The organism is Kitasatospora sp. NPDC058243 (assembly GCF_042882025.1).
Taxonomy (GTDB): Bacteria; Actinomycetota; Actinomycetes; order Streptomycetales; family Streptomycetaceae; genus Kitasatospora.
Genome location: NZ_JBHVWW010000093.1, coordinates 318 through 25,003, shown reverse-complemented (window position 1 = coordinate 25,003; position 24,686 = coordinate 318). Strand labels below are relative to the sequence as shown.

24 protein-coding genes are annotated in these 24,686 nt (G+C 73.0%); 22 read left to right on the top strand and 2 right to left on the bottom strand.

The window, feature by feature from the left end:
- Positions 1–168: 168 nt before the first annotated feature.
- From ACFVX9_RS36815 to ACFVX9_RS36800, 4 genes are all read left to right on the top strand, one after another.
- On the top strand, positions 169–1,056 hold the full coding sequence (locus tag ACFVX9_RS36815) for a hypothetical protein (protein WP_380480833.1): 888 nt from the start codon (positions 169–171) through the stop codon (positions 1,054–1,056).
- A gap of 355 nt (positions 1,057–1,411) precedes the next feature.
- On the top strand, positions 1,412–2,335 hold the full coding sequence (locus ACFVX9_RS36810) for an NmrA family transcriptional regulator (protein ID WP_387986250.1): 924 nt from the start codon (positions 1,412–1,414) through the stop codon (positions 2,333–2,335).
- A gap of 181 nt (positions 2,336–2,516) precedes the next feature.
- Positions 2,517–3,110 carry a DUF1772 domain-containing protein gene (locus ACFVX9_RS36805; protein WP_380480837.1) on the top strand — a complete coding sequence of 198 codons (594 nt, stop codon included), beginning with the start codon at positions 2,517–2,519 and terminating at the stop codon, positions 3,108–3,110.
- A gap of 223 nt (positions 3,111–3,333) precedes the next feature.
- On the top strand, positions 3,334–4,038 hold the full coding sequence (locus ACFVX9_RS36800) for a polysaccharide deacetylase family protein (RefSeq protein ID WP_380480839.1): 705 nt from the start codon (positions 3,334–3,336) through the stop codon (positions 4,036–4,038).
- A 104-nt stretch (positions 4,039–4,142) separates the two neighbouring features.
- Here ACFVX9_RS36800 and ACFVX9_RS36795 read toward each other — a convergent pair whose 3' ends face one another.
- Positions 4,143–4,637, bottom strand: coding sequence for a DUF1772 domain-containing protein (locus ACFVX9_RS36795; RefSeq protein WP_063350758.1), 495 nt, complete (start codon positions 4,635–4,637; stop codon positions 4,143–4,145).
- Positions 4,638–4,801: 164 nt separating this feature from the next.
- Here ACFVX9_RS36795 and ACFVX9_RS36790 point away from each other — a divergent pair, with 164 nt between their 5' ends.
- The 4 genes from ACFVX9_RS36790 (at position 4,802) to ACFVX9_RS36775 (ending at position 9,991) form a co-directional block, all read left to right on the top strand.
- Positions 4,802–5,809 carry an AraC family transcriptional regulator gene (locus ACFVX9_RS36790; protein WP_380377881.1) on the top strand — a complete coding sequence of 336 codons (1,008 nt, stop codon included), beginning with the start codon at positions 4,802–4,804 and terminating at the stop codon, positions 5,807–5,809.
- Positions 5,810–5,974: 165 nt separating this feature from the next.
- Positions 5,975–7,135, top strand: a complete 1,161-nt coding sequence (locus tag ACFVX9_RS36785) for an SGNH/GDSL hydrolase family protein (protein WP_380480841.1) — start codon at positions 5,975–5,977, stop codon at positions 7,133–7,135.
- A 70-nt stretch (positions 7,136–7,205) separates the two neighbouring features.
- Positions 7,206–7,838 carry a hypothetical protein gene (locus ACFVX9_RS36780; RefSeq protein WP_387986246.1) on the top strand — a complete coding sequence of 211 codons (633 nt, stop codon included), beginning with the start codon at positions 7,206–7,208 and terminating at the stop codon, positions 7,836–7,838.
- 170 nt (positions 7,839–8,008) lie between these two features.
- Positions 8,009–9,991: a LamG-like jellyroll fold domain-containing protein gene (locus ACFVX9_RS36775; RefSeq protein WP_380377875.1), complete on the top strand. Its 1,983-nt coding sequence runs from the start codon at positions 8,009–8,011 to the stop codon at positions 9,989–9,991.
- Positions 9,992–10,034: 43 nt separating this feature from the next.
- On the opposite strand, the gene ACFVX9_RS36770 is transcribed toward ACFVX9_RS36775, so the two are convergent.
- Positions 10,035–11,288: an SLC13 family permease gene (locus ACFVX9_RS36770; RefSeq protein WP_380480966.1), complete on the bottom strand. Its 1,254-nt coding sequence runs from the start codon at positions 11,286–11,288 to the stop codon at positions 10,035–10,037.
- 176 nt (positions 11,289–11,464) lie between these two features.
- Between ACFVX9_RS36770 and ACFVX9_RS36765 the strand changes: the two genes are divergently transcribed.
- From ACFVX9_RS36765 to hypE, 14 genes are all read left to right on the top strand, one after another.
- A complete protein-coding gene (locus ACFVX9_RS36765; RefSeq protein ID WP_363378097.1) occupies positions 11,465–12,520 on the top strand; it encodes a hydrogenase expression protein HypE in 1,056 nt (351 codons plus the stop codon).
- Positions 12,521–12,609: 89 nt separating this feature from the next.
- A complete protein-coding gene (locus ACFVX9_RS36760) occupies positions 12,610–14,394 on the top strand; it encodes a nickel-dependent hydrogenase large subunit (protein ID WP_063350764.1) in 1,785 nt (594 codons plus the stop codon).
- A complete protein-coding gene (locus tag ACFVX9_RS36755; RefSeq protein ID WP_387986242.1) occupies positions 14,391–14,852 on the top strand; it encodes a thioredoxin in 462 nt (153 codons plus the stop codon). The genes ACFVX9_RS36760 and ACFVX9_RS36755 overlap by 4 nt, the downstream gene beginning before the upstream one ends.
- Positions 14,849–15,496, top strand: a complete 648-nt coding sequence (locus ACFVX9_RS36750; RefSeq protein WP_063350766.1) for a DUF5947 family protein — start codon at positions 14,849–14,851, stop codon at positions 15,494–15,496. Before ACFVX9_RS36755 ends, ACFVX9_RS36750 begins: the two co-directional genes overlap by 4 nt.
- The gene (locus ACFVX9_RS36745; protein ID WP_387986239.1) at positions 15,493–16,227 is read left to right on the top strand and encodes a DUF6084 family protein; all 735 of its coding nucleotides are present in this window, start codon (positions 15,493–15,495) and stop codon (positions 16,225–16,227) included. Before ACFVX9_RS36750 ends, ACFVX9_RS36745 begins: the two co-directional genes overlap by 4 nt.
- Complete coding sequence (locus ACFVX9_RS36740; RefSeq protein WP_387986237.1) at positions 16,224–17,594, top strand: hypothetical protein; 1,371 nt, start codon at positions 16,224–16,226, stop codon at positions 17,592–17,594. The genes ACFVX9_RS36745 and ACFVX9_RS36740 overlap by 4 nt, the downstream gene beginning before the upstream one ends.
- Positions 17,591–18,106: a hydrogenase maturation protease gene (locus ACFVX9_RS36735; RefSeq protein ID WP_380377865.1), complete on the top strand. Its 516-nt coding sequence runs from the start codon at positions 17,591–17,593 to the stop codon at positions 18,104–18,106. The genes ACFVX9_RS36740 and ACFVX9_RS36735 overlap by 4 nt, the downstream gene beginning before the upstream one ends.
- On the top strand, positions 18,100–18,213 hold the full coding sequence (locus ACFVX9_RS36730) for a DUF6893 family small protein (RefSeq protein WP_380377863.1): 114 nt from the start codon (positions 18,100–18,102) through the stop codon (positions 18,211–18,213). The genes ACFVX9_RS36735 and ACFVX9_RS36730 overlap by 7 nt, the downstream gene beginning before the upstream one ends.
- 217 nt (positions 18,214–18,430) lie before the next feature.
- Positions 18,431–18,811 (top strand): hydrogenase maturation nickel metallochaperone HypA, encoded by a 381-nt coding sequence (gene hypA, locus ACFVX9_RS36725; protein WP_063350769.1) that lies wholly within the window; start codon positions 18,431–18,433, stop codon positions 18,809–18,811.
- Positions 18,812–18,816: 5 nt separating this feature from the next.
- Positions 18,817–19,635, top strand: coding sequence for a hydrogenase nickel incorporation protein HypB (hypB, locus tag ACFVX9_RS36720; RefSeq protein WP_387986232.1), 819 nt, complete (start codon positions 18,817–18,819; stop codon positions 19,633–19,635).
- A complete protein-coding gene (gene hypF / locus ACFVX9_RS36715) occupies positions 19,632–21,965 on the top strand; it encodes a carbamoyltransferase HypF (RefSeq protein WP_387986229.1) in 2,334 nt (777 codons plus the stop codon). The genes hypB and hypF overlap by 4 nt, the downstream gene beginning before the upstream one ends.
- 61 nt (positions 21,966–22,026) lie before the next feature.
- Positions 22,027–22,347: a HypC/HybG/HupF family hydrogenase formation chaperone gene (locus ACFVX9_RS36710; protein WP_387986226.1), complete on the top strand. Its 321-nt coding sequence runs from the start codon at positions 22,027–22,029 to the stop codon at positions 22,345–22,347.
- Positions 22,344–23,468, top strand: coding sequence for a hydrogenase formation protein HypD (hypD, locus tag ACFVX9_RS36705; protein ID WP_387986223.1), 1,125 nt, complete (start codon positions 22,344–22,346; stop codon positions 23,466–23,468). Before ACFVX9_RS36710 ends, hypD begins: the two co-directional genes overlap by 4 nt.
- Before the next feature lie 82 nt (positions 23,469–23,550).
- Positions 23,551–24,570, top strand: coding sequence for a hydrogenase expression/formation protein HypE (gene hypE / locus ACFVX9_RS36700; protein WP_380345936.1), 1,020 nt, complete (start codon positions 23,551–23,553; stop codon positions 24,568–24,570).
- Positions 24,571–24,686: the final 116 nt, after the last annotated feature.

Sequence of the window (24,686 nt, the reverse complement as noted above, 5' to 3'; positions counted from 1 at the left end):
GTAGAGGGGGCGCCGAGTCCGTGGTGGGGTGGGTGCGGGAGATCCCCTCCCCCACCCCCCCCCCCCCCCCCTCCCCCCCCCCCCCCCCCCCCGCGGCCGTTCGGGGGGCCGCCGCGGCTATATGATCACGCGGCCGAGATCACGTCACGGGGGAGCACGAGAACAGCGATGGCCGGGCAGGCAGTACTCGCACCGCCGAGGGAGCTCCGCACCTGGTTCGGCCGGCGCTCGGTGCGGATGACCGGATCCGCGCTGGTGTGGCAGGAGGAACCGGAGGCCTTCCACATCCCCTACGGCCGGATCCACCGGGTGCACGCCGTCCCCGGCCGGGGCGTGCTCTGGGACCTGTGCGTCGAGGTCGACCCGCCGGGGCGCGGCGAGCGCTCCGAGTTCCGCCTGGGCACGACCGACGCCAAGGCCCAGGCGTTCGCCGACGCCATCAACGCGCAACGGCTGAAACGACTCGCCGAGGCCCTGGCCGACCCGACGCGGATCCGTGTCGAAGCGTTCCGGCGGCCCCGGCCGCTGCGGCCCGCCGGCTGGCAGCTCGCCCTCCTCGCCCTGTTCGCCGGCTGCCTCACCGAGTCCGTCGCCCTGGCCCTGCTCGGCCACCCCGTGCGGGCCGGGTTCGTCTGGGCCGGCTTCACCGCCTGGTGGGTGAGCGCCGCCTGGGCGGCGAACCTGCCCTGGCAGCTCCGCTACTGGCGCCAGCAGCAGGCACTGGGCGAGCTCCGCCCGGCGGAGTTCACCGGCTCCTACCTCGGGGAGTACCGGGTGCACGACGTCCGCGGCCACTCCCGCAGCACCCGGCGCACGCTCCGGTACACCTACCGGGTGACCGACCAGCTCGGCACGGCGCAGCGGCACGAGTGCAGCGCCGCCGACGTGCAGGACGTGGCGCGGCCCCGCACGGTCCTGGTGGTGCCCGGCCGCCTGTCGGCGGACACCCCGGGCAGGCTCGCCGGCCACCTGGTGTGGATGGGCGTCACCGGCCTGCCGACCCTGGTCGCGGGCCTGGTCGGCCTGGTCCTCGTCCCGGGCCTGCTGCTGCCCTGAGCCGCCGACGGCCCACCCGGTGCCGACCACCCCCGCCCACCCGGGTGGCGCGTCCGGCCTGTACTCCGGGTCCGTCTCCCGCCCCACCCGACGCGCGCCCTTCCGTTTGCGGCGGCCCGGGCGGGGGTGTGGGGGCGCTGTGCGGGCGCTGGAGATCCACTGGAGGCCGCCTCAAGGCGGGTGGTTCGTGGCGGGTTGGGTGTGTTCTGGTGGATGGCGAAGCAGACCCGCTCCAGGTCCTGTCCGGCCGGACAGGACCTGGAGCGGGGCACGCCGGGGGACGGTAGACGCTCGCGCATGGATGTGAGTGTGGAGGCTATGGTTCGCCGGCCCGGAGTGGATTTGACTGGTGGACATGAGGACGGACGCGCAGGGTTCGCAGAACCGGCCGGGTCCGCTGGTTTCGTCGACTTCTTCTCCGAATGGGGTGGCTGCTGTGGTTGCCAAGGGTGTTGTGGATCTTCCGGTCGGTGCTGGTGTGGTGCTGGTGGTGGGTGGGACGGGGAAGACCGGTCGGCGGGTGGCGGAGCGGTTGGCGGGGTTGGGGTACGGGGTGCGGGTGGGGTCGCGGTCGGGGGCGGTGGCGTTCGACTGGCACGACGAGGGGACGTGGGAGGCGGCGCTGGAGGGGGTGAGTGCGGCGTATCTGACGTACTACCCGGATCTGGCGTTTCCGGGGGCGGTGGAGGCGGTGGGGGCGTTCGCCCGGTTGGCGGCGCGGCGTGGTGTGGGGCGGCTGGTGCTGCTGTCGGGGCGTGGTGAGGAGGCGGCGGAGGCGGGGGAGAAGGCGGTGATGGAGTCGGGGACCGCGTGGACGGTGGTGCGGTGCGCGTGGTTCAACCAGAACTTCAGTGAGAGTTTCTTCCTGGATCCGGTGCTGGCGGGGGAGTTGGCGTTGCCGGTGGGGGGCGCGGTGGAGCCGTTCGTGGATGCGGAGGACATCGCGGAGGTGGCGGTGGCGGCGTTGACGCGGGCGGGGCATGCGGGGGAGGTGTACGAGTTGACGGGGCCGCGGTTGCTGTCGTTCGCGGAGGTGGCGGTGGAGTTGTCGCGGGCGACGGGTCGTGAGGTGCGGTTCGAGGCGGTGTCGGAGGCGGCGTACCGGGGGGTGTTGGAGGAGGCGGGTCTGCCGGGGGACTTCGCGGAGCTGTTCTCGGTGATCCTGGACGGTCGTAACGCCTCGTTGGGGGACGGGGTGCGGCGGGCGCTGGGGCGTGAGCCGCGCGACTTCGCCGACTTCGCCCGCGAGGCCGCCGCGTCCGGGGTCTGGGACGTGTGAGCCGCCCGCCGCTCCGCACAACTCGCATGCCAGTCAGTTTCGTTGATCTTCGGTGCCGGGCCTCGCCGGCCTCCTGACCGTCCATCCGGGTCGAACCCGGGAGCGGTACGGAAGCCGGTGCCCGGGCACCGTGGTGGCCCCCGCGCTGGGCGGGGGCCGGGGAGAAATCGAAGGATTACCGATGCGCTCGAACCAGACCGCGACTCCAGCTTCCTACTCCGCTCCATCCTCCTTCGGCGGCCTCGCGCCGGGCGCCTCGGCGGCCCCCGCCGCACGGAGCAAGGCCGCCGGGCCCGTCCTGGCGGGCGCCACCATCGCGATGGGCCTGATGGCGGGCCTGTTCTTCGCCTTCGACGTGTCCGTGATGCCGGGCCTCGCGGCGGGCGACGACCGGACGTACGTGACGGCGATGCAGCACATCAACAAGTCGATCGAGAACGGCATGTTCGGCCTGGTCTTCGTCGGCGCCTTCGTGGCGACGGGCGTGGCGGCCTGGCTCCAGCACAAGGCCGGGCGACGGCAGGCGGCACTGTGGGCCGCCGGGGCGACGGTGCTCTACGTGGTGGCCGTGATGGTCACCATGGGCGTCAACATCCCGCTCAACAACCAGCTGGCGCAGGCCGGCGACCCGTCCCAGATCACCGACTTCGCGGGCGTGCGCGCCAAGTTCGAGGGCACCTGGGTGGCCACCAACATGCTCCGCACGCTGCTCTGCACGGGGGGCCTGGCGGCCCTGACCCGGGCGCTGGTCCTGCACGGCCGCGCCTCGCGCTGAACGGCCCGGCCCCGCAACGGGGTTGCCGCCCCTGGTGGATCCCCACCGGGGGCGGTCGCCGTGCCCGGACCTGTGCTCGGACCTGCTCCCGGCCTTGTCTCCGCGGCTGGTCAACCCGCCGGGCGGCTGGCCGAATTCACCCCCGGCCGGTCGCGGCGGCGGCGCCCTTCGGCGCAGACTGGTCGGTACAGGGCGGTTCCGGCACCAGGGGCAGGGGGCAGGCATGGCCGTACATTCCGGCAGGCGCAGGGCGGTTGGGCGGATTCGGACCGCGATCGGCGCACTCGCCGTCGCCCTGGTGGCGGGAGCGGCGGTCGCGGTGCCGGCCGCACCGGCCGAGGCGGCGGGCGCCAAGGCCTACCAGGGCGGGAAGGTCGTCTACCTCACCTTCGACGACGGCCCCAGCCCCACCTACACGCCGAGGATCCTCGGGATCCTCGCCCGCTACGGTGTGCGCGCGACGTTCTTCGAGATCGGGCAGAACGTCGCCGCCCACCCGGCGCTCACCGGGCAGGTCGCCCGGGCGGGCCACAGCGTGCAGAACCACTCCTGGTCGCACCCGGACCTGCGCCGGCTCTCGGCCTCCGCCGTCAACGCCCAGGTGGCGAACACGGACAAGGCGATCCGCGCCCAGACCGGCCGCACCCCGAGCTGCCTGCGCCCGCCCTACGGTGCGGTCAACGGCGCGGTGCGCTCGCGCGCGGCGGCGCTCGGCAAGCAGGTCGTGCTGTGGTCGGTGGACCCGACCGACTGGTCCCGGCCGGGAACGGCGGCCATCCAGTCCCGGGTGCTGAAGAACGTCCGCCCGGGCTCGGTGATCCTGCTGCACGACGGCGGCGGAGACCGCAGCCAGACGGTCGCCGCACTTCCGACGATCCTCTCCACCCTCAAGTCGCGCGGGTACACCTTCGGGACCCTCTGCGGCTAGGGCAAGATCCGCCGGACAGGCCGTAGCCCCCGGACACGCCTTCGAACTCCCACGAAGCAAGCGGGAGTTCGAAGGCGTATCCGGGGGTCCGACCGGGCGCGGGGTCAGGCCTGGCCGTGCAGGATCAGCGCCCAGGCGAGGCAGGCGACGGCGGCGGTGCAGAGCAGGGCGCGCAGCACGTTGAAGCGGACCCAGCGGGCTTCGAAGCGCCCCCGGACGGCGGCCGGGTCGGTGATGCGCCGGGGCTCGCCGCCGGCGGCGAGTTCGTCGTTGAGCGGGATGTTGACGGAGCGGGTGACGCCGATCGCGGCGATGTAGAGCACCAGGGCGGCCACGGTGGCGGGTAGCGCGTGGTGGCCGTCGGAGGGCAGGTGGAGGGCGACGGCGGCGCCGGTGGTGAGGAGCGCGCCGACGAAGCCGAGGACGAACCAGCCGTTCAGGATGGCCACGTTGATGCGCTGCATGACCTCGATGAAGGTGCGGTCCTCGACCCGCGCGAGCGCGGGCATGACCGAGCACGCGAAGGCGTAGAACAACCCGGCGGTCAGTCCACAGGTGACGGTGGCCGCCACCAGTGCGAGTGTGCGTGCCAGTTCCATCTTCGTAGCCCCTCACTGTCTCTGCGTATCTGCTATCTGCGTATCGGTTCGTGCCCCCGTGCGCCGATCATCCGGCATCCGGGCCGCCCGGGCCACCTCGATCACTCAAGACCCTCTCAAATGACGAACCGTCAAATGATGTCTTGCCGTCTACACTTGGGGCCATGGACACTCTGACGGGACTCCTCGACGGCCCCAAGGCCCGCGGTGCGTTCCTGCTGCGCTCGATCCTCACCCCGCCGTGGTCGCTGCGGATCGAGGACCGGGCCCCGCTGTCGGTGGTGACGATGGTCCGCGGCGAGGCCTGGATCCTGCCCGAGCGCGGTACGCCGCTGCTGCTGCACCCCGGCGACGTGGCGATCGTCCGCGGCCCGGAGCCGTACACGGTGGCGGACGACCCCGACACCCCCGTGGACGTGATCGTCGGCCCCGGGCAGGTCTGCACGCGCGGCGGGGTGGACGTCTCCGAGGTGATGTCGCTCGGCGTCCGGACCTGGGGGCAGGGCCGGGAGGGGGACCAGGCGTCCTCGGTGGTCCTGTCCGGCACCTACCAGGCCGAGCACGAGATCGGCCAGCGCCTGCTCGGCTGCCTGCCCGCCCTGCTGGTCCGCCCGGCCGGCACCGGCGCCGACGACACCCTGGTGCACCTGCTGGCCGCCGAGATAGGGCGCAACGAGCCCGGTCAGGAGCTGGTCCTGGACCGCATCCTGGACCTGCTGGTCGTCTCCGTGCTGCGCTCCTGGCTCGCCGCCCCCGACTCCGGCGCCCCGGCCTGGTACCGCGCCCAGCACGACGCCGTCGTCGGGCCGGTGCTGCGGCTGATGCACGACGACCCGGCCACCGCCTGGACGGTCGCCGACCTCGCCCAGCGGGTCGGGGTGTCGCGGGCGGGCCTGGCCCGCCGCTTCACCGGCCTGGTCGGCGAACCGCCGATGGCCTACCTGGCGGGCTGGCGGCTGGCCGTGGCCGCCGACCTGCTGCGCGAACCCGAGTGCACCGTCGCCTTCGCGGCCCGCAAGGTCGGCTACAGCAACGCCTTCGCCCTCTCTGCGGCCTTCAAGCGCGTCCGCGGTGTCAGTCCGCAGGAGCACCGCCGCCTCGCCGCGACCGGCACCCCGGCCCAGCAGGCCGGCTTCTCCGGCCCGGCGGAGACGGTCATCCTGGCGGGCTGACGCCGCGGCCGCCGCCGACGGCCAAGGCCTGGGAATCCAAGACCGGGAATCCAAGGCTGCAATCCCATTTGCCTAAACCCATTAGGCAATCCCATACTGGCTATAGCCGGATGGCAGAAGGTGCACGGCACGGGCAGGACCCGCACAGAACGCGATGGAACAGCGATGAACACCTCTTTCACCACCCCCGTCACCGAGGCCCTGCTGCACGGCCACCTCGACGTCGAGCACACCGGGCGCGGCCTGCTGCCGCACCGCCTGCCCGCCCGGGCACGCCGGCAGATCCCCGACGAACAGCTCGCGATCGCCGAGTCCCAGCCCAGCGGCGTCCGGCTGGCCTTCCGCACCCGCGCCACCGCGATCGACCTGCACACCGTCCCGACCAAGCGGGCCTACGTGGGCGTGCCCACCCCGCCCGACGGGATGTACGACCTCCTCGTCGACGGGCGGCTGACGGCGCAGACCACGGTGTCCGGCGGCAACCTGCGCACCATCGACCTGGCCACCGGCCGCGTCGAGCTGACCCATGGCCCGCCCGGCACCGCCCGGTTCACCGGTCTGCCCGCACGGGACAAGACCGTCGAGATCTGGCTCCCGCACACCGAGACCACCGAACTCCTCGCCCTCGACACCGACGCCCCCGTCACCCCGGCCCCGGACGGCACCCGCCGGCGCTGGCTGCACCACGGCAGCTCGATCAGCCACGGCTCCAACGCCACCCACCCGACCGGCACCTGGCCCGCCCTGACGGCGGCCGCGGCCGGCGTCGACCTGGTCAACCTGGGCTTCGGCGGCAGCGCCCTGCTCGACCCGTTCACCGCCCGCGCCATCCGCGACACCCCCGCCGACCTGATCAGCCTGAAGATCGGCATCAACCTCGTCAACGCCGACGTGATGCGCCTGCGCGCCTTCGTCCCGGCGGTGCACGGCTTCCTCGACACCGTCCGCGAAGGACACCCGGCCACGCCGCTGCTCGTCGTCTCCTCGATCCTCTGCCCGATCCAGGAGGACACCCCGGGGCCCCTCGCCGCCGACTTCAGCACCGGGGCACTGCGCTTCCGGGCCACCGGCGACCCGGCCGAGACCGCGGCGGGCCGCCTCACCCTCACCGTCATCCGGACCGAACTCGCCCGCATCGTCGCCGCCCGCGTCGCCGACGGCGACCTCAACCTGCACTACCTGGACGGCCGTTCGCTCTACGGCCAGACCGACCACGACGACCACCCGCTCCCCGACGACCTGCACCCGGACCAGTCCGGCCATCACCGCATCGCCGAGCACTTCACCCGCCTCGCCTTCGGAGACACCGGCCCGTTCGCGGATTGACCCGCCCGCCGCCGCCCTCGTGCGCGACAATGATGCGATCAAGGGTCAATGGCCAAGGGGGAGAAGGTCGATGAAGCGCGCGAGGACCGTGATGGCCGCAGGCCTGGCCGCGGCCGGGGCAGTCGTGGCACTGTCTGGTTGCGGATCGGTGAGCGCACCGGGCAGTGCGACCGGCGGTACGCCGGTCGGCAGCGCCCCCGCCACCGCGACCACCCCGGCCCGAGAACCCGGTCAGGCCGGGGCCGAGGCCCTGGCCCGCCACGACCGGCTCTTCCCCCAGGTCGCGGCGAAATGCGCGGGCGTCGCCGCCACACCGCCGTCCGCCCCGGCCGCCGCCCCCACGGGCGACGGCGGTACCTGGGCCGACAAGTACGCGGAGAACCACGCCTACAAACAGACCGTCAGGCTCCTCGCCGACGCCCAATGCCGCGGCGCGGCCCACGCGGCACGGATCGCGGACGCCCTGCGGCCCGCCGGCGCGTCGGCCGTCCTCGACGAAGCCGGCCTCCGCGCGGCCCTCCAACGCCTCGGCTACCCGGCCGAGCTGGTCAACGTCCGCACCTCCGCCGGCGCCCCCGGCTTCGACCTCGAAATCCCCGAAGCCGTTCTCTGCGTCAGCGGCCTGCTGACCGCCCGGCCCGACATCCGCCCGCACGGCATGTACCTGGACGGCGGCTGCACCGAGCCCAAGGGCGGCCACTGACCAGGCCGCCGACCAGGCTACCGACCCGGCCGCGGAAGCCGGTTGGGCGGCAGCAGCCTGCGGGGGACGTTCCCCGGGCGTTCACCGTGCGGAGGCCGGCCGTCCGGTCAGCGGTCCGCGTCGTGCCCCTAGCGTCGCGATCACCGTGTACGGCCCGAGGAGCTGCCCCGATGAACCACCATCAGAACGACCTTCCCCACGATGACCACGGGTCGAGCTGCCCGCGGACCGTCGGGTTCGACTCCGACGCGCCGGCGGCGGCCGGACGCCGCGCCTTCCTGCGCGCGACGGGGCTGGTCGGCGCCGGGCTGGCGGTCCTCGGGGCGGGCTCCACAACGACGGCGACGGCGGCAGCGGCGGACGGGCCCACCGACGCGACGGCCGACGCCTTCGGCGCGCCCGCCGCCGCGGACGACGGCCGGGGCGCCTGGGATCCGGACCCGGACGGTCCCCGCTTCTCCCTGGCGGTGATGCCCGACACCCAGTACCTCTTCGACGACGACCGGATCCACCCCGCCCCGCTGGAGGCCTCGCTGCGCCACGTGCTGGACGGCAGCGACGAGAACTTCGTCTTCCTCGCGCACCTGGGCGACGTCACCCAGAACGGCAAGGCCGAGGAGTTCGCCGCCGCGGGCAAGGCCTTCACCCTCCTCGACCGCCACGGCGCGGCCTACAGCGTCCTGGCCGGCAACCACGACGTCGGCTCGGGCGGCGACGACCAGCGGGGCCGGACGGCGTACCTGGACACCTTCAACCCGGCCCGGTTCGCTCGCTCTGCGACCTTCAAGGGCGCGAGCCCGGACGGCTACAACACCTACCACCTGTTCCGGGGAGCCGGCCGGGACTGGATGGTGCTCTCGCTGGACTGGCGGCTGTCCGACCGCGGCTTCGCCTGGGCGAACTCGGTGATCGCCCAGCACCCGACCGTGCCGGTCATCCTCACCACCCACGACCTCGCCTACGCCGACGACGGCGGCGCCGCCCAGCTGTCCGACCACGGGCACGCCCTCTGGGACAGGCTGATCAGCGGCAACGACCAGATCTTCCTCACCCTGAACGGCCACTACTGGCCGCCCGGCAGCACCACGCTGACCAACAAGGCCGGCCACGACGTCCACGTCCACATCACCAACTACCAGAACCGGTACTACGGCGGCGCGGCGATGATCCGCGCCTACCGCTTCGACCTGGACCGCAACACCATCGACGTGCGGACGTACTCGCCCTGGATCCAGCAGCTGGCGGCCGAGAAGGTCAACCGCCTCGCCAGCGAGGAGATCGAGCTGACCGGCCCGGTGGACAGCTTCTCGGTGCAGGTGGACTTCGCGCGGCGGTTCGCCGGCTTCGCCCCGGTCCCGGCCCGCCCGGCCCGCCCCGCACGTCAGCTGACGATCCCGGGAACGGTCGCCTACTGGCGCTTCGACGGCGGACGGCCGGACGGCAGCGCCGTCGCCGACTCCCAGGTCGTCAAGGACCTGAGCGGCCACGGCAACGACCTCGTGAGCCAGACCGCCCCGGGCAGCCCGGCCGGGACGCTCACCTGGTCCACCGAGTCCCACCCCGACCAGCCCGGCCGCGGCAGCCTCTACTTCGCGGGCCGGGGCAAGCCGGTCCAGGGCGCGTACCTGCAGACCGTCGCCAAGGCCCCGATGAACGCCGACACCTTCCAGCAGGGCTACACCTTCGAGGCGTTCTTCAAGCTGCCGGCCGACTGGGACGCCGGCCGCAACGCCTGGACGGCGCTGCTCAGCCGCTGGGGCACCAGCGGGGAGGCGGGGAAGAGCGGCCCCGACACCGACCCGCAGGAGCCGGTCGCCACGCTCAGCCTGTCCGGCGGGCGGGAACTGCAGTGGTGCGTCTACCCGACCAACCTGAGCGGCCCCGTCACCAACTGGGGCCACGAACTCCCGCTCGGCGCCTGGTGGCACGTCGCGGTCGTCAACAACAAGCGGCTCACCCGGATGTACGTGAACGGCTGCGAGGTCGTCCGCAACCCCTCGACACCGTCCGAGGGCCTCAGCACCCTCGGCCACCCCTGGCTGCTCGGCGGCTACGAGTACGGCGGCGCGCTCAACCAGGTGTTCCACGGCTGGATCGGCGACGTCCGGGTGGTCAACCGCCCCCTGCCGGTCCGGGACTTCATGATCTCCTGACACCCCCGCGCCCCGGGGCGCCCGCCCCACGGGCGCCCCGCCGTCAGCCTCCCAGGGCCAGCAACGAGGCCCACAACGCCAGGACGGACAGCACCAGCGCCGACGGGACGGTGAGCAGGCCGAGGCGGGTGAACTCGCCCAGCCGGACGGTGCTGCCGTGCTGCTGGACGATCTTGCGCCACAGCAGGGTGGCCAGGGAGCCGGCGTAGGTGAGGTTGGGGCCGATGTTCACGCCGAGCAGCATCGCCAGCACCGCACCCGGGCCGGAGGCCGCCGTCAGCGGCAGCAGGACCAGGACGGCGGGCAGGTTGTTGATCACGTTCGCGAGGACGGCGGCCAGCGCGGCGACCGCGAGCAGGGACGGCAGGCCGGTGCCGGCGGGGACCACGTGGCCGAGCGCGGTGGCGAGGCCGTTGTCGACGACGGCGCGGACGACGATCGCGAGGGCGACGACGAAGGCGAGGAACGGAACGTTCGCGGCCCGGACGACCGCCGTCGGCGTGATGCGGCGCCGGGCGAGCGCCCGGCCGGCCAGCACGAGGGCTCCCGCCGCGGCCGCCCACGCCGGATTGACGCCCAGCGCGGAGGTGAGGACGAACCCGCCGAGCGTGCAGGCCACGACGACGAGCGCGAACAGCGGCAGCTCGGGGGCCACCTCGTCCGGTGGCGGCGGGGCCGCGCTGTCCAGGTCGGCGGCGAAGAACCGGCGGAAGACCACGTACTCGGCGCCGATCGCCACCAGCCACGGCAGGGCCATCAGCGCGGCGAACCGGGTGAAGCTCAGGCCGCTGGCCGCGAACGCCAGCAGGTTGGTGAGGTTGGACACCGGAAGCAGCAGCGACGCGGTGTTCGACAGGTGCGCGCAGGCGTAGACGTGCGGCTTCGGCCGGGCGCCGAGCCGGGTGGCGGTCGCGAACACCACCGGGGTCAGCAGCACCACCGTCGCGTCCAGGCTCAGCACCGCGGTGATCACCGAGGACAGGGCGAACACCTGCACCAGCAGCCGTCCGGGCCGCGCGGCGGTCCGGGCCATCCACGCCCCGCAGGCGTGGAACAGTCCCTCCTCGTCGCACAGCTGCGCCAGCACCAGCACTGCGGCCAGGAACCCGACCACCGGCCCCAGCCGTTCGGCCTCCTCCAGCGCGTGCGCGGGCGATATGGCGCCGGTGGCGACCAGCAGGGCGGCGGCGGGCACCGCGACGGCGGCCTCGGGCCAGCCCCACGGCCGGACGACGGCGCAGGCCAGTACGGCCAGCAGCAGTACCAGTGCTAGGCCCTCCGCGAGCGGGGTGTTCAGTGCGGGCTCCCTTCGAGACCAGCCGAGTCCGGCTGACGGCCACCCGGACGGGTGCGCCGGCTTGCGTCCCTTCGAGCGACCCGCCCGGCTCTCTGGACCGGCGGCCGGACTGAACTGCTGCTATGAATTTTTTGAGCCTATCTGTCCGGCTCCCGTTTTTTTGAGGAGGCATCCTCATGGGTGCGGTTGCAACAACTTCAGCCGACGCCGCCGTGGTGCACATTCTCTGGATCAATGCGGGTCTGAGCTGCGACGGGGACTCGGTCTCCCTGACCGCGGCGATGCAGCCCAGCATCGAGGAGATCGTCACCGGCGCACTCCCCGGCCTGCCGAAGGTCGCCGTCCACTGGCCGCTGATCGACTTCGAGTGCGGTCCGGTCCAGGGCGCGGACAACTTCGTGGAGTGGTTCTTCAAGGCGGACCGCGGCGAGCTCGACCCCTTCGTCCTGGTCGTCGAGGGTTCCATCCCGAACGAGACGATCAAGGAGGAGGGCTACTGGTGCGGCTTCGGCGACGACCCGGACACCGGCCAGCCGATCACCACCAGTGAGTGGCTGGACCGCCTCACCCCCAAGGCCACCGCGGTGGTCGCCATCGGCACCTGTGCCACCTACGGCGGCATCCACGCGATGGCCGGCAACCCGACCGGTGCCATGGGGGTGCCCGACTACCTGGGCTGGGACTGGAAGTCCAAGGCGGGCCTGCCGATCGTCTGCGTGCCGGGCTGCCCGATCCAGCCCGACAACTTCGCCGAGACGCTGACCTACCTGCTGTACCAGCTGGCCGGTTCCGCGCCGATGATCCCGTTGGACGACAAGCTGCGTCCGGCCTGGCTGTTCGGCGCGACCGTGCACGAGGGCTGCGACCGCGGCGGGTACTACGAACAGGGCCAGTTCGCCACCGACTACGGCACGCCCGAGTGCCTGGTGCGCCTCGGCTGCTGGGGCCCGGTCGTCAAGTGCAACGTCGCCAAACGCGGCTGGATCAACGGCATCGGCGGCTGCCCCAACGTCGGCGGCATCTGCATCGCCTGCACCATGCCGGGCTTCCCCGACAAGTTCATGCCGTTCATGGACCCGCCGCCCGGCTCCCGGGTCTCCACGGGCGCCAGCTCGGCGTACGGGGCGGTGATCCGCCGCCTGCGCACGATCACGGGCCGGACGGTCGACCAGGAGCCCAAGTGGCGGCACACCGGGCGCCGCCTGACCACCGGTTACCGCCCGCCGTGGTGACCCCTTTCCCCCTTCGGCCCGCCCGCCCCGTCCGGGGCGGGCGGGCCGTTGCAGAGCCTCCTCCCGCTGACAGAAGGGCATGACAGACGATGGCACCGACGACCAGGACGGCCGGCGACGGCAACGGTCTGGTGGAGATGTCCTGGGACCCGATCACCCGGATCGTGGGCAGCCTGGGCATCCACACGAAGATCGACTTCAAGCAGAAGAAGGTCGCGGAGTGCTACAGCACCTCCTCGGTCTTCCGCGGCTACAGCGTCTTCATGCGCGGCAAGGACCCGCGCGACGCGCACTTCATCACCAGCCGGATCTGCGGCATCTGCGGCGACAACCACGCCACCTGTTCGGTCTACGCGCAGAACATGGCCTACGGGGTCAAGCCCCCGCACCTCGGCGAGTGGATCATCAACCTCGGCGAGGCCGCCGAGTACATGTTCGACCACAACATCTTCCAGGAGAACCTGGTCGGGGTCGACTACTGCGAGAAGATGGTCCGCGAGACCAACCCCGGCGTCCTGGAACTGGCCGAACGCACCGAGGCACCCCACGCCGGCGACCACGGGTACCGCACCATCGCCGACATCATGCGCTCGCTGAACCCCATCGAGGGCGAGTTCTACCGCGAGGCGCTCCAGGTCAGCCGCTACACCCGGGAGATGTTCTGCCTGATGGAGGGCCGCCACGTGCACCCCTCCACCCTCTACCCCGGCGGCGTCGGCACGGTGGCCACCGTCCAGCTGTTCACCGACTACCTGACCCGGCTGATGCGCTACGTGGAGTTCATGAAGAAGGTCGTGCCGCTGCACGACGACCTCTTCGACTTCTTCTACGAGGCCCTGCCCGGCTACGAGGAGGTCGGCCGGCGCCGCGTCATGCTCGGCTGCTGGGGCAGCCTCAACGACCCGGACCACTGCGACTTCACCTACCGCAACATGACGGACTGGGGCCGGCGGATGTTCGTCACCCCGGGCATCGTGGTGGACGGCAAGCTCGTCACCAACGACCTCACCGAGATCAACCTCGGCATCCGCATCCTGCTCGGCAGCTCCTACTACGAGGACTGGCAGGGCAAGGAGCTCTTCGTCACCCACGACCCGCTGGGCAACCCCGTCGACCCCCGCCACCCCTGGAACCAGCACACCATCCCCGCCCCGCAGAAACGCGACTTCGACGACAAGTACAGCTGGGTGATGTCCCCCCGCTGGTTCGACGGCAAGGACTACCTCGCCCTCGACACCGGCGGCGGTCCGATCGCCCGCCTGTGGTCCACCGCGCTGTCCGGACTGGTCGACATCGGCTACATCAAGGCCACCGGACACAGCGTGCAGATCAACCTGCCGCGCTCCATGACCAAGCCGGAGACCACCTTCGAGTGGAAGATCCCGCAGTGGAGCAACGCCATCGAACGCAACCGCGCCCGCACCTACTTCCAGGCCTACGCGGCCGCCGCGGCCCTGCACTTCGCCGAGAAGGCGCTCGACGAGGTCCGGGCCGGGCGCAGCCAGACCTGGGAGCGCTTCGAGGTGCCGGACGAGTCGATCGGCTGCGGCTTCACCGAGGCCGTACGCGGCGTGCTGTCCCACCACATGGTGATCCGGGACGGCAAGATCGCCAACTACCACCCCTACCCGCCGACCCCGTGGAACGCCAGCGTCCGCGACAGCTTCGGCACCCCCGGCCCCTACGAGGACGCCGTCCAGAACACCCCGATCTTCGAGGAGAACCCCCCGGAGACCTTCAAGGGCATCGACATCATGCGCGCCGTGCGCAGCTTCGACCCCTGTCTGCCCTGCGGCGTCCACATGTACCTGGGCGACGGCAGGACGGTGCAGACCATGCACGTGCCCACCGGGCTGAGCGGACTCACCGCATGACCCCGGAACAGGCGGGGGCCCGCATCCAGGAGGCCCTGGACCAACTGGCCGGCGCCGACGCCCAGGAGGCCGGCGAGCACCTCGTCCGCGAACTGATGGCCCTCTACGGCGACGCCCTGGCCCGCCTCGTCCAGGCCCTGCCGCCCGCCGTGCTGGCCCGGCTGCTGGACGAACCGTCGCTGGCCGGCCTGCTCGTCCTGCACGACCTGCACCCCGAGGACGTCACCGCCCGCATCACCCGCGCACTCGCCACCCTGCCCGAACCGGTCGACCTGGCCGCCTTCGACCCCGCCACCGGCACCGCCCGGCTGCGCCGCACCCGCAGCGGCTGCGGGTGCGGCGAACAGGACATCGAGAACGCCCTGGCCTGCCACGCGCCCGAGGTCACCGCGGTCGAACTCGAACGCCCCGCAGAACTGCTGCAGATCGGCGCTCGGCCCCCGGCGGGCCCGCGATGACCTTCCGCCAGCTCGACCGGCCCGGCACCGCGCTGCTGCGCCGGCTGCGGGAGCCCGCACCCCCGCAGCCGCAACGCTGCGAGTTCTGCGGCCGGCACCTGCCCGCCGAGCACCGCCACCTGGCGGACACCGACCAGCAGGCGCTCACCTGCGCCTGCACCGCCTGCGCCCTGCTGTTCCAGCAGCCCGGCGCGGCCGACGGCCGCTACCACGCCGTCCCCGACCGCTACCTGACCGACCCGGCCCACCCCCTCGGCGAGGACGCCTGGGCCGCCCTCGGCATCCCCGTCGCCACCGCGTTCCTGCTGCGCACCACACGACTGCAGCGGTCCGTCCTGCTCTACCCAGGACCGGGCGGCGCGACCGAGGCCGAACCCGACGAGGCCGCCTGGCAGGCCGCGCTCGGCGGCAGCCGCCTGTACGCCGCACTGCGGCCGGACGTGGAGGCGCTGCTGCTGCGGCGCGACACCGACGGCATCCAGTGCTACCTGGTGCCGGTCGACGTCTGCTACGAACTCGTCGGCCGACTGCGGCGCTGCTGGAAGGGCTTCGACGGCGGGGCCGAGGCACGCGCCGAACAGACCGCCTTCTTCGACCGCCTGGCCGCCCGGTCCCGCGTCCTCCCCGAAGGCGGCGCCCGGTGACCTCGATCTCCTTCGCCTGCACCGGAGTGCGGGCCGATCCCTACGCCGCCGGGCCCGCCCTGGTCTTCCGGCTGCGCATCACCGCCCCCGCCGAGGTGCGGGTGCACGCGCTGGCGCTGCGCTGCCAGCTGCGGATCGAACCGGCCCGGCGCCGCTACGGCGACGCCGAGGGCGGGCGGCTGACCGACCTGTTCGGCGAGCGCTCACGCTGGGCCGGCACCCTCCACCCGGTCCAGTTCGCCCAGGTCCCGCTGCTGGTCGGCGCGTTCACCGGCGAGACCGAGACCGACCTGGTGGTGCCCTGCACCTACGACATGGACGTCTCCGCCGCCCGCTACCTCGCGGCACTGGACGACGGGGACGTGCCGCTGCTGCTGCTCTTCTCGGGCACCGCCTTCGCCGGCCCCGGCGGCTTCCAGGTCACCCCGGTGGCCTGGGACCAGGAAGCCGCCGTGCGGATGCCGGTCAAGGTCTGGCGGGAGGCGATCGACGCGCACTTCCCGGGCTGCGGCTGGCTCCGGCTGCCCGCCGACCTGATGGCCGAACTGCTCGCCTACCGCTCCCGGCGCGCCCTGCCGTCCTGGGAGGCCACCGTGCGCGAACTGCTCGGCACGGCCCGGACCGCAAAGCCGTCCCAGACCGTGAAGCCGACCCAGGCCGCAGAGACGACCCAGGCCGCGAAGCCACCCCAGGCCGTCACGGCGGCCCAGACCGCGAAGGGGGAGCGGTGACCGCGCCCGCCCACGAGAGCGAGAACAGGTTCGCCCACGCCCGGCAGATCGCCGACGCAGTCCTGTTCGAGGGCTACGTGCTCTACCCCTACCGGGCGTCAGCGGCCAAGAACCGGCTGCGCTGGCAGTTCGGCGTCCTGACCCCGCCGCGCTACGGCGCCGACAGCGGTGAGCACTCCCACCAGCGCACCGAATGCGTGATGGAAGCGCGCCAGGGCGACCAGCTGGCCGTCGAACTGCGCTTCCTGCGCCTCCAACGGCGGACGGTCCAAGAAGCAGGCAGACAGGGCGGATTCCGGACCGTCGATGAGCTGGAGCTCGCCGACCGGGTGCTCGTCCCCTGGGACGAAGGGGTCGAGGAACGGATCGAACTCCTCATCCCAGTCGAGGAATTGGCGGCCGGTGAAGCCGTCCGCAGCTTCGAACTCGACGCGTCCGAGGACGAGGAACGGCTCGTCGAGGACGGCACGTTGGCCGGGCGGCTCCTGCGCCGCCGGGAACGGGTCCAGGGCCGCCTGCGGATCGCCGCCCAGGACGTACCCGGCCCCTACCGGGCGCAGCGGCTGACCGTCGTGGTGGAGAACACCTCCGACTGGGATCCGACTCCCGGCGCCCGACGCGAGACCGCACTGGCACACGCCCTCGTCTCGGCCCACCTGCTGCTCGGCCTCGACCGCGGCTCCTTCCTCTCGGCGACCGACCCGCCCGAGTGGGCGGGCGAGGCGGTGCGCGCCTGCCGCAACGAGCACACCTGGCCCGTACTGGCAGGCCCGCCCGGCAGCGGCAAGGTGCTGCTCTCCTCGCCGATCATCCTGGAGGACCACCCGCACATCGCCCCCGAGAGTCCCGGCGCGCTCTACGACGCCACCGAGATCGACGAGATCCTCGCGCTGCGCACCGCGGCCCTGACCGAGCGGGAGAAGCGCGAGGCCCGGGGCACCGACGACCGGGCCGGCGCGGTGATCGACCTCGCCGACTCGATGCCCCCCGAGATCCTGGAACGGCTGCACGGCGCCGTCCGGGGGCTGCGCGAAATCACCCACCCCGAAGCCGGGGCGGACCGGCCCTGGTGGGACCCGGGCAACGACCCGCAGACCGACCCCGGACGGGACCAGGTGATGATCGACGGCCGCCCGGTCGCCGCCGGCAGCCGAGTGCGGCTCCGGCCCGGTCGCCGCCGCACCGACGCCCAGGACCTGTTCCTGCACGGGCGCACCGCGCTGGTGGAGGCGGTGCTGCACGACGTCGACGGTTCGGTGCACCTGGCCGTCACCGTGGACGACGACCCGGGCGCCGACCTGTGGCGGGCGCAGGGCCGCTTCCGGTACTTCCAGCCGGACGAGGTCGCGTTGGTGGAAGAGCGGTGAGCGCCGACCGGACCGGGCGGGTCCTGGTCGCCGGGGTCGGCAACATCTTCCTCGGTGACGACGGCTTCGGGGTCGAGACCGTCCGGCGCCTCGCCGCCCGGGACCTTCCCGCCGGCGTCGAGCTCCTCGACGTCGGCGTGCGCGGCGTCCACCTGGCCTACCAACTCCTCGACGGCTACCGGACGCTGGTGCTCGTCGACGCCACCGCGCGCGGCGGCGAGCCGGGGACGGTGTACCTGATCGAAGCGGACGCCGGACCGGTGGAGTCGATGGTCCTGGACGGCCACCGGATGGGCCCGGACGCCGTGCTCGCCCTGCTCGCCACCCTGGCCGCCGGAACGGGCGGCACCGCGCCCGAGCGGGTCCTGGTGGTCGGCTGCGAACCCGCCTCACTGGAGGAGGGAATCGGACTGAGCACCCCGGTGGCCGCCGCCGTCGACGAGGCGGTCGCCGTGATCCTGCGCGTCCTCACCACGGACGCACCCACCCACAGAGAGGCGGCACCATGCTGAAGAACCTCGCCGTCGCGGCCGCCGCGGCCGTCCTGGCCGCAGTCGCGGCGCTGATCTGGCAGAGCCTTCCCGACCTGAGGCGCTACCTGCGGATCCGGCGGATGTAGGAGCGGACGCGGTAGCGGAGCAGTACGCGCGGGGGCCACCACCGGCGTGCTGCGAACAGGTAGTCACGGGTGCGGCGGCGGCGCGGCTTCGAGCCGTTTCCGCCGCCGCACCCTGTAATGGGGCCTGTTGCTCACGGGGCCTGTTGCTCACGGGGCCCGGACACCGGGCCCGCGCCCCCAAGGAGCCGGGCGCCTCCAACGGCGGGAAACGAGACAGATGCACGAGATGTCGATCGCGACGGCCGTCGTCGACCAGGTGGACCGGGCTGCCCGCGCACACGGGGAGAGCGCCGTGGCCAGAGTCCGGCTGCAGATCGGCGAACTGGCCGGAGTCGTCCCGTCGGCACTCGACTTCTGCTTCGAACTGGCCTGTGCCGGAACGCTGTTGGAAGGTGCGGTGCTGGAGACCGAGGCCGTCGCCGCACGGGCGAAGTGCACGCCCTGCGGGGTCGAGTGGAGCGTCGGCATGCCGCCCGACCTGGGCTGCCCGCGCTGCGCCGGTGCCAGGGTCGAACTGCTGGCCGGGCGTGAGCTGCAGATCCTCGGCGTCGAGTGGTCCGAGCCCCCGGCGGGCGCCCGGACCGATCAAGGAGGCTGAAACCGATGTGTCGCACCGTCGATCTCCGGCAGGCGGTTCTCGCCCGCAACGACGACGACGCCCGGCGGCTGCGGGCGGAACTGGCCGCCCGGGGCACCGTCGTGGTGAACCTGCTGTCCAGCCCGGGCAGCGGCAAGACGGCGCTCCTGGAGGCCGAACTCGGCCTGGCCCGGGAGCGCGAGGTGCCCGTCGCGGCCCTCACCGCCGACCTCGCCACCGAGAACGACGCGCGCCGGCTGGCCCGTTCGGGCGCGCCGGTGAAGCAGGTCCTCACCGACGGGCTGTGCCACCTGGAGACGGCGATGCTGCGCGGGCACCTGGCCGGCTGGTTGCCGCCGGACACCCGGCTGCTGTTCGTCGAGAACGTCGGCAACCTGGTCTGCCCCGCCTCCTACGACCTCGGCGAGTCGCTGCGGGTCGTCCTCGCCTCGGTCACCGAGGGAGAGGACAAGCCGCTCAAGTACCCGACCGCCTTCGGACTGGCCAACCTGGTGCTGGTCACCAAGGCGGACCTCGCCGTCGCGGCACAGTTCGACGAAGCCGCCTTCCTCGCGAGCGTCGCGCGGGTCAACCCGGGGGTGGAGGTGGTCTTCACCTCGGCCCGCACCGGGCAGGGCGCCGGGGCGCTGCTGGACCGGGCGCTCGCGGTGCTGGCCGGCGCGCAGGTCCACCGGCCGGTGATGGCCGGCGCGCACGACCACGACCACACCCACGGCAACGACCACAGCCACGACCACGGCAACAACCACAACCACAGCCACGACCACGACCACGCCCACGCGGGGGCCCACGACCACCCGCACCCGGCCGTGGACCTGTCGTGACCACGGATCAGCAGCCGCCCCTGCTCCAGCGCCGCCGGGTCGCCGTGCGCGGACTCGTCCAAGGCGTCGGATTCCGACCGTTCGTCTTCACCCTCGCCACCGAACTCGGCCTGTCCGGCAGCGTCACCAACACCGGCGATGGCGTACTCGCCGAGATCGAGGGCACCGGCGAGGCGGTGACCGCGTTCTGCCGACGCATCGCCAGCGACGCGCCCCCGCTCGCCGACGTCGCCTCGGTGGACCACCAGCCGCTGGCCGTCACCGGCACACCGGGCTTCGTCATCACACCCTCCCGCGCCGACGGACCGCACCGCACCCAGATCCCCCCGGACACCGCCACCTGCGCCGACTGCCTCGCCGAACTGGCCGACCCCGCCGGCCGCCGCCACCGGCACCCGTTCATCAGCTGCACCAACTGCGGGCCCCGGCACACCATCGTCACCGCCCTGCCGTACGACCGGGCCAACACCACGATGGCGGCCTTCGCGATGTGCCCCGACTGCGCCCGCGAGTACGCGGACCCGGCCGACCGGCGCTTCCACGCCCAGCCCGTCGCCTGCCACACCTGCGGCCCGACCCTCACCCTGTCCGTCCCCGGGCTCCCCGTGCTCGACGGCGAGCAGGCGCTCACCGAGGCCCGGCGCCTGATCACCTGCGGAGCGGTCCTGGCCGTCAAGGGCATCGGCGGCTACCACCTGGCCTGCGACGCCACCGACGCGGACACCGTCGCCCTGCTGCGCCGGCGCAAGCGGCGCGGTGACAAGCCCTTCGCCCTGATGGCCCGCGACCTCGAACAGCTCAGGGCACTGGCGGCATCCGGGGCGGTGGAGCTGGGGCCCGTCGAGGAGGAACTGCTCACCGGCCCGGTGCGGCCGATCGTGCTGCTGCGCCGGGGGGCACACCGGATCGCCGAGCTGGAAGCCGCCGCTCCGCGCAGCCCCGACCTCGGCGTGCTGCTGCCGTACACCCCGCTGCACCACCTCCTGCTCGCCCCTCCCGGCCCCGGACTGCTGGTCATGACCAGCGCGAACCTCTCCGGCGAGCCCATCGTGACGGACGACCGGGAGGCCCTCGCCCGCCTCGCCCCGCTGGTCGACGGCTGGCTCACCCACGACCGCCCCATCCACGTGCCCTGCGAGGACTCCGTGGTGCGGGTGGTGGACGGGCAGCTGCTGCCGGTACGTCGCTCGCGCGGCTACGTGCCGCTCCCGGTGCCCCTGCCGGTGCCGGTGCGGCCCGCGCTGGCCGCGGGCGGCGACCTCAAGAACACCTTCGCGCTGGCCCGGGACGGCTACGCCTGGCTGTCCGGCCACCTCGGCGACATGGACGACCTCGCCACCCTGCGGGCGTTCGACCGCGCGGTGGACCACCTCGGGGCCGTCACCGGCGTGCAGCCCGAGGTGCTCGTCGTCGACCGCCACCCCGGCTACCGCTCCGCCCGGCACGTGCGCAGGTCGGCCCGGGGCCGTGAGGTGCGGGACGTCCAGCACCACCACGCGCACATCGCCTCGGTGATGGCCGAGCACGGCCTCGACGGCAGCCGGCCCGTGATCGGGATCGCCTTCGACGGCACCGGTTACGGAGTGGACGGCGCGGTGTGGGGCGGAGAGGCGCTGCTGGCCGACTACCGGGGCTTTCGGCGTCTCGCCCGGCTCGACTACGTTCCGCTGCCGGGGGGCGATGCGGCCGTGGTGCGTCCGTACCGGATGGCGCTGGCCCACCTGCGGGCGGCAGGGCTCCCGTGGGCGGCCGGCCTGCCGCCGGTGCGCTCCTGCCCTGAAGGCGAACTCCGACTGCTGTCACAGCAGTTGGATCGATCGGTGAACTGCGTGCCGACCTCCAGCATGGGCCGGCTGTTCGATGCCGTGTCCTCGCTGGCCGGGGTCTGCCAGAAAGCCGGGTACGAGGCGCAGGCGGCGATCGAGCTGGAGGCGGCCGCCCTCGCGCACGGGCCGGTGGCCGGCCCGGGGGAGGGCTACGCATTCCAACTCGTCGACGAGGGCGGGATGATGACCGCCCGACCCGGGCCGGTGCTGGCTGCGGTGGTGGCGGACCTGGCAGCAGGGGCGCCGCCCGGACTGATCGCCGCCCGGTTCCATGCGGCGGTGGCCGAGCTGGTGCGGGCGGTGTGCGCCGATATCAGGCGGCGGCACGGCACCGGGACGGTCGCGCTGAGCGGCGGCGTCTTCGCCAACGCGCTGCTGTCCTCGGCATGCGCGCGGGGTCTGGCGGAGGACGGGTTCACCGTGCTGCGGCACCGCCGGGTGCCGCCCAACGACGCGGGGCTCGCGCTCGGCCAGTTGATGGTGGCGGCGCGGGCCGACGACTGAGCGCCCCGCACGTACGGAGTTCGGCAGGTTCGGAGGAACCGGAGAGAGGAGGGAGACCGCAATGTGCCTGGCGGTACCCGGAAGAGTGTTGGAGATCGCGGAACGCGACGGGACCAGGATGGCGGTCGTCGACTTCGGCGGGGTCGTCAAGGACGTGTGCCTGGAATACCTGCCGGACCTGAAGGTGGGCGAGTACGCCATCGTCCACGTCGGGTTCGCCCTGCAGCGGCTGGACGAGGAATCGGCCCGCCGGACCTTGCAGCTGTTCGAGGAACTCGGCCTGCTCCAGGAGGAGTTCGGCGACCCCTGGGAGGCGGCTGCGGCTGCGGCTGCGGCTGCGGCGACTGCGGCGTCCTCGGCGAGGCAGGAGGAGGAGCGGTGAGATACCTGGAGGAGTTCCAGAACCCCGAGCTGGCCGGTGGTCTGCTCGCCGACATCAGGGCGACGGTCACCCGGCCGTGGGCGCTGATGGAGGTGTGCGGCGGTCAGACGCACAGCATCATCCGTCACGGGATCGACCAACTGCTGCCGCCCGAGGTCGAGTTGATCCACGGCCCGGGCTGCCCGGTGTGCGTCACCCCGCTGGAGGTGATCGACAAGGCGCTGGAGATCGCGGCCCGGCCCGAGGTGATCTTCTGCTCCTTCGGCGACATGCTGCGCGTGCCCGGCACCGGCCGTGACCTCTTCCGGGTGCGCGGCGAGGGCGGCGACGTCCGGGTGGTGTACTCCCCGCTGGACGCGCTGCGGATCGCCGAGGAGAACCCGCACCGGGAGGTCGTCTTCTTCGGCATCGGCTTCGAGACGACCGCACCACCCAACGCCATGGCCGTGTACCAGGCCAGGAAGCGGGGCATCGGCAACTTCAGCATGCTGGTCTCGCACGTACGGGTGCCACCCGCCATCGAGGCCATCATGAACTCGCCGCAGTGCCGGGTCCAGGGCTTCCTCGCCGCCGGACACGTGTGCAGCGTGATGGGCACCGACGAATACCCCGCGCTCGCCGAACGCCACCGGGTGCCGATCGTCGTCACCGGCTTCGAACCGCTGGACATCCTGGAGGGAATCCGGCGCACCGTACGGCAGTTGGAGCGCGGCGAGCACACCGTCGACAACGCCTACGCGCGGGCCGTGCGCCCGGAGGGCAACCCGGCGGCCCGGGCCATGCTGGAGGACGTCTTCGAAGTGACCGACCGGGCCTGGCGCGGCATCGGCGTCATCCCGGACAGCGGCTGGCGGCTCTCCCCGCGCTACCGCGACCACGACGCCGAGCACCGCTTCGACGTCGCGCGGATCACCACCGTCGAACCCGCGCAGTGCCGCAGCGGGGAAGTCCTCCAGGGGCTGCTCAAGCCGCACCAGTGCGAGGCCTTCGGCACCGCCTGCACCCCGCGCACCCCGCTCGGCGCCACCATGGTCTCCAGCGAGGGCGCCTGCGCCGCCTACTACCTCTACCGGCGGCTCGACGCGCCGGGCATGGCCCGGGAGGCGAGCCCCGTTGGCTGAGACCCAGACCCAGACCCAGACCCAGGCCCAGACCCAGACCGGCGCCGGCGGCGCCCCGGACCTCCTCGGATGGAGCTGTCCACTGCCGCTGCGCGACCACCCCCGGGTGGTGATGGGGCACGGCGGAGGCGGGGTGCTGTCGGCCGAACTGGTGGCGAACCTGTTCGCCCCGGCCTTCGGCGGGCCGGTGCTCGCCGGGCTCGCGGACTCGGCGGTCGTCGAGCTCGGCGGTGCCAGACTCGCCTTCTCCACCGATTCCTACGTCGTGCGGCCGCTCTTCTTCCCCGGCGGCAGCATCGGCGACCTCGCGGTCAACGGCACCGTCAACGACCTGGCCATGAGCGGGGCCCAGCCGGCCTATCTGTCCTGCGGCTTCATCCTGGAGGAGGGCGTGGAGACGGCCGTGGTCGCGCACGTCGCCCAGGCGCTGGGCGCCGCCGCCCGGGCCGCCGGGGTGGAGGTGGTCACCGGCGACACCAAGGTCGTCGAGGCCGGGCACGGCGACGGCGTGTACCTGAACACCGCCGGCATCGGCCTGGTCCCCGCCGGAGTCGACATCCGGCCGCAGCGTGCCGCCCCCGGCGACGTGGTGATCGTCAGCGGTGAGATCGGCCTGCACGGCGTGGCCATCATGAGCGTGCGCGAGGGTCTGGAATTCGGCGTCGAGATCGAGAGCGACTGCGCGGCCCTCGGCTCACTGGTGGCCGCGATGCTGGCCGTCACACCCGACCTGCACGTCCTGCGCGACCCCACCCGGGGCGGCCTCGCGGCGGCGCTCGGCGAGATCGCCGAGGCCGCCCGGGTGGGCGTCGTGGTGAACGAGCGCGCCGTCCCCGTGCCCGCGCAGGTCGCCAACGCCTGTGCCATCCTCGGTCTCGACCCGTTCTACGTCGCCAACGAGGGCAAGCTGGTCGCCTTCGTCCCGCGCGAGCACGCCGACGCCGTCCTCGCCGCGATGCGGGCGCACCCGCTGGGCGCGCGCTCGGCAGTGATCGGCGAGTGCGTGGCGGACCACCCCGGCATGGTCGTCTGCCGCACCCCCTTCGGCGGCACCCGCGTCATCGACCTGCCGATGGGGGAGCAACTCCCGCGTATCTGCTGAGGGTTCCGCCCGCCTCGTGCGGGTGGGGGAACAGGATCGGGGGGGGGGAGGGGGGGGGCGGCGGACGAAGAACATAACCGTCTCCGCGCTATGCGGGAGCCAGCAGCTCACAAGAC

Excerpts from the sequence above, each read along its gene's own strand:
- ACFVX9_RS36800 (WP_380480839.1), top strand. The coding sequence starts at position 3,334 with ATGGCCGTACATTCCGGCAGGCGCAGGGCGGTTGGGCGGATTCGGACC.
- ACFVX9_RS36775 (WP_380377875.1), top strand. The coding sequence starts at position 8,009 with ATGAACCACCATCAGAACGACCTTCCCCACGATGACCACGGGTCGAGC.
- ACFVX9_RS36755 (WP_387986242.1), top strand. The coding sequence starts at position 14,391 with ATGACCCCGGAACAGGCGGGGGCCCGCATCCAGGAGGCCCTGGACCAA.
- ACFVX9_RS36805 (WP_380480837.1), top strand. The coding sequence starts at position 2,517 with ATGCGCTCGAACCAGACCGCGACTCCAGCTTCCTACTCCGCTCCATCC.
- ACFVX9_RS36765 (WP_363378097.1), top strand. The coding sequence starts at position 11,465 with ATGGGTGCGGTTGCAACAACTTCAGCCGACGCCGCCGTGGTGCACATT.
- ACFVX9_RS36710 (WP_387986226.1), top strand. The coding sequence starts at position 22,027 with ATGTGCCTGGCGGTACCCGGAAGAGTGTTGGAGATCGCGGAACGCGAC.
- ACFVX9_RS36790 (WP_380377881.1), top strand. The coding sequence starts at position 4,802 with ATGGACACTCTGACGGGACTCCTCGACGGCCCCAAGGCCCGCGGTGCG.
- ACFVX9_RS36730 (WP_380377863.1), top strand. The coding sequence starts at position 18,100 with ATGCTGAAGAACCTCGCCGTCGCGGCCGCCGCGGCCGTCCTGGCCGCA.
- ACFVX9_RS36785 (WP_380480841.1), top strand. The coding sequence starts at position 5,975 with ATGAACACCTCTTTCACCACCCCCGTCACCGAGGCCCTGCTGCACGGC.
- ACFVX9_RS36815 (WP_380480833.1), top strand. The coding sequence starts at position 169 with ATGGCCGGGCAGGCAGTACTCGCACCGCCGAGGGAGCTCCGCACCTGG.
- ACFVX9_RS36780 (WP_387986246.1), top strand. The coding sequence starts at position 7,206 with ATGAAGCGCGCGAGGACCGTGATGGCCGCAGGCCTGGCCGCGGCCGGG.
- hypA (WP_063350769.1), top strand. The coding sequence starts at position 18,431 with ATGCACGAGATGTCGATCGCGACGGCCGTCGTCGACCAGGTGGACCGG.
- ACFVX9_RS36810 (WP_387986250.1), top strand. The coding sequence starts at position 1,412 with ATGAGGACGGACGCGCAGGGTTCGCAGAACCGGCCGGGTCCGCTGGTT.
- hypB (WP_387986232.1), top strand. The coding sequence starts at position 18,817 with ATGTGTCGCACCGTCGATCTCCGGCAGGCGGTTCTCGCCCGCAACGAC.
- ACFVX9_RS36750 (WP_063350766.1), top strand. The coding sequence starts at position 14,849 with ATGACCTTCCGCCAGCTCGACCGGCCCGGCACCGCGCTGCTGCGCCGG.
- ACFVX9_RS36795 (WP_063350758.1), bottom strand. The coding sequence starts at position 4,637 with ATGGAACTGGCACGCACACTCGCACTGGTGGCGGCCACCGTCACCTGT.
- ACFVX9_RS36760 (WP_063350764.1), top strand. The coding sequence starts at position 12,610 with ATGGCACCGACGACCAGGACGGCCGGCGACGGCAACGGTCTGGTGGAG.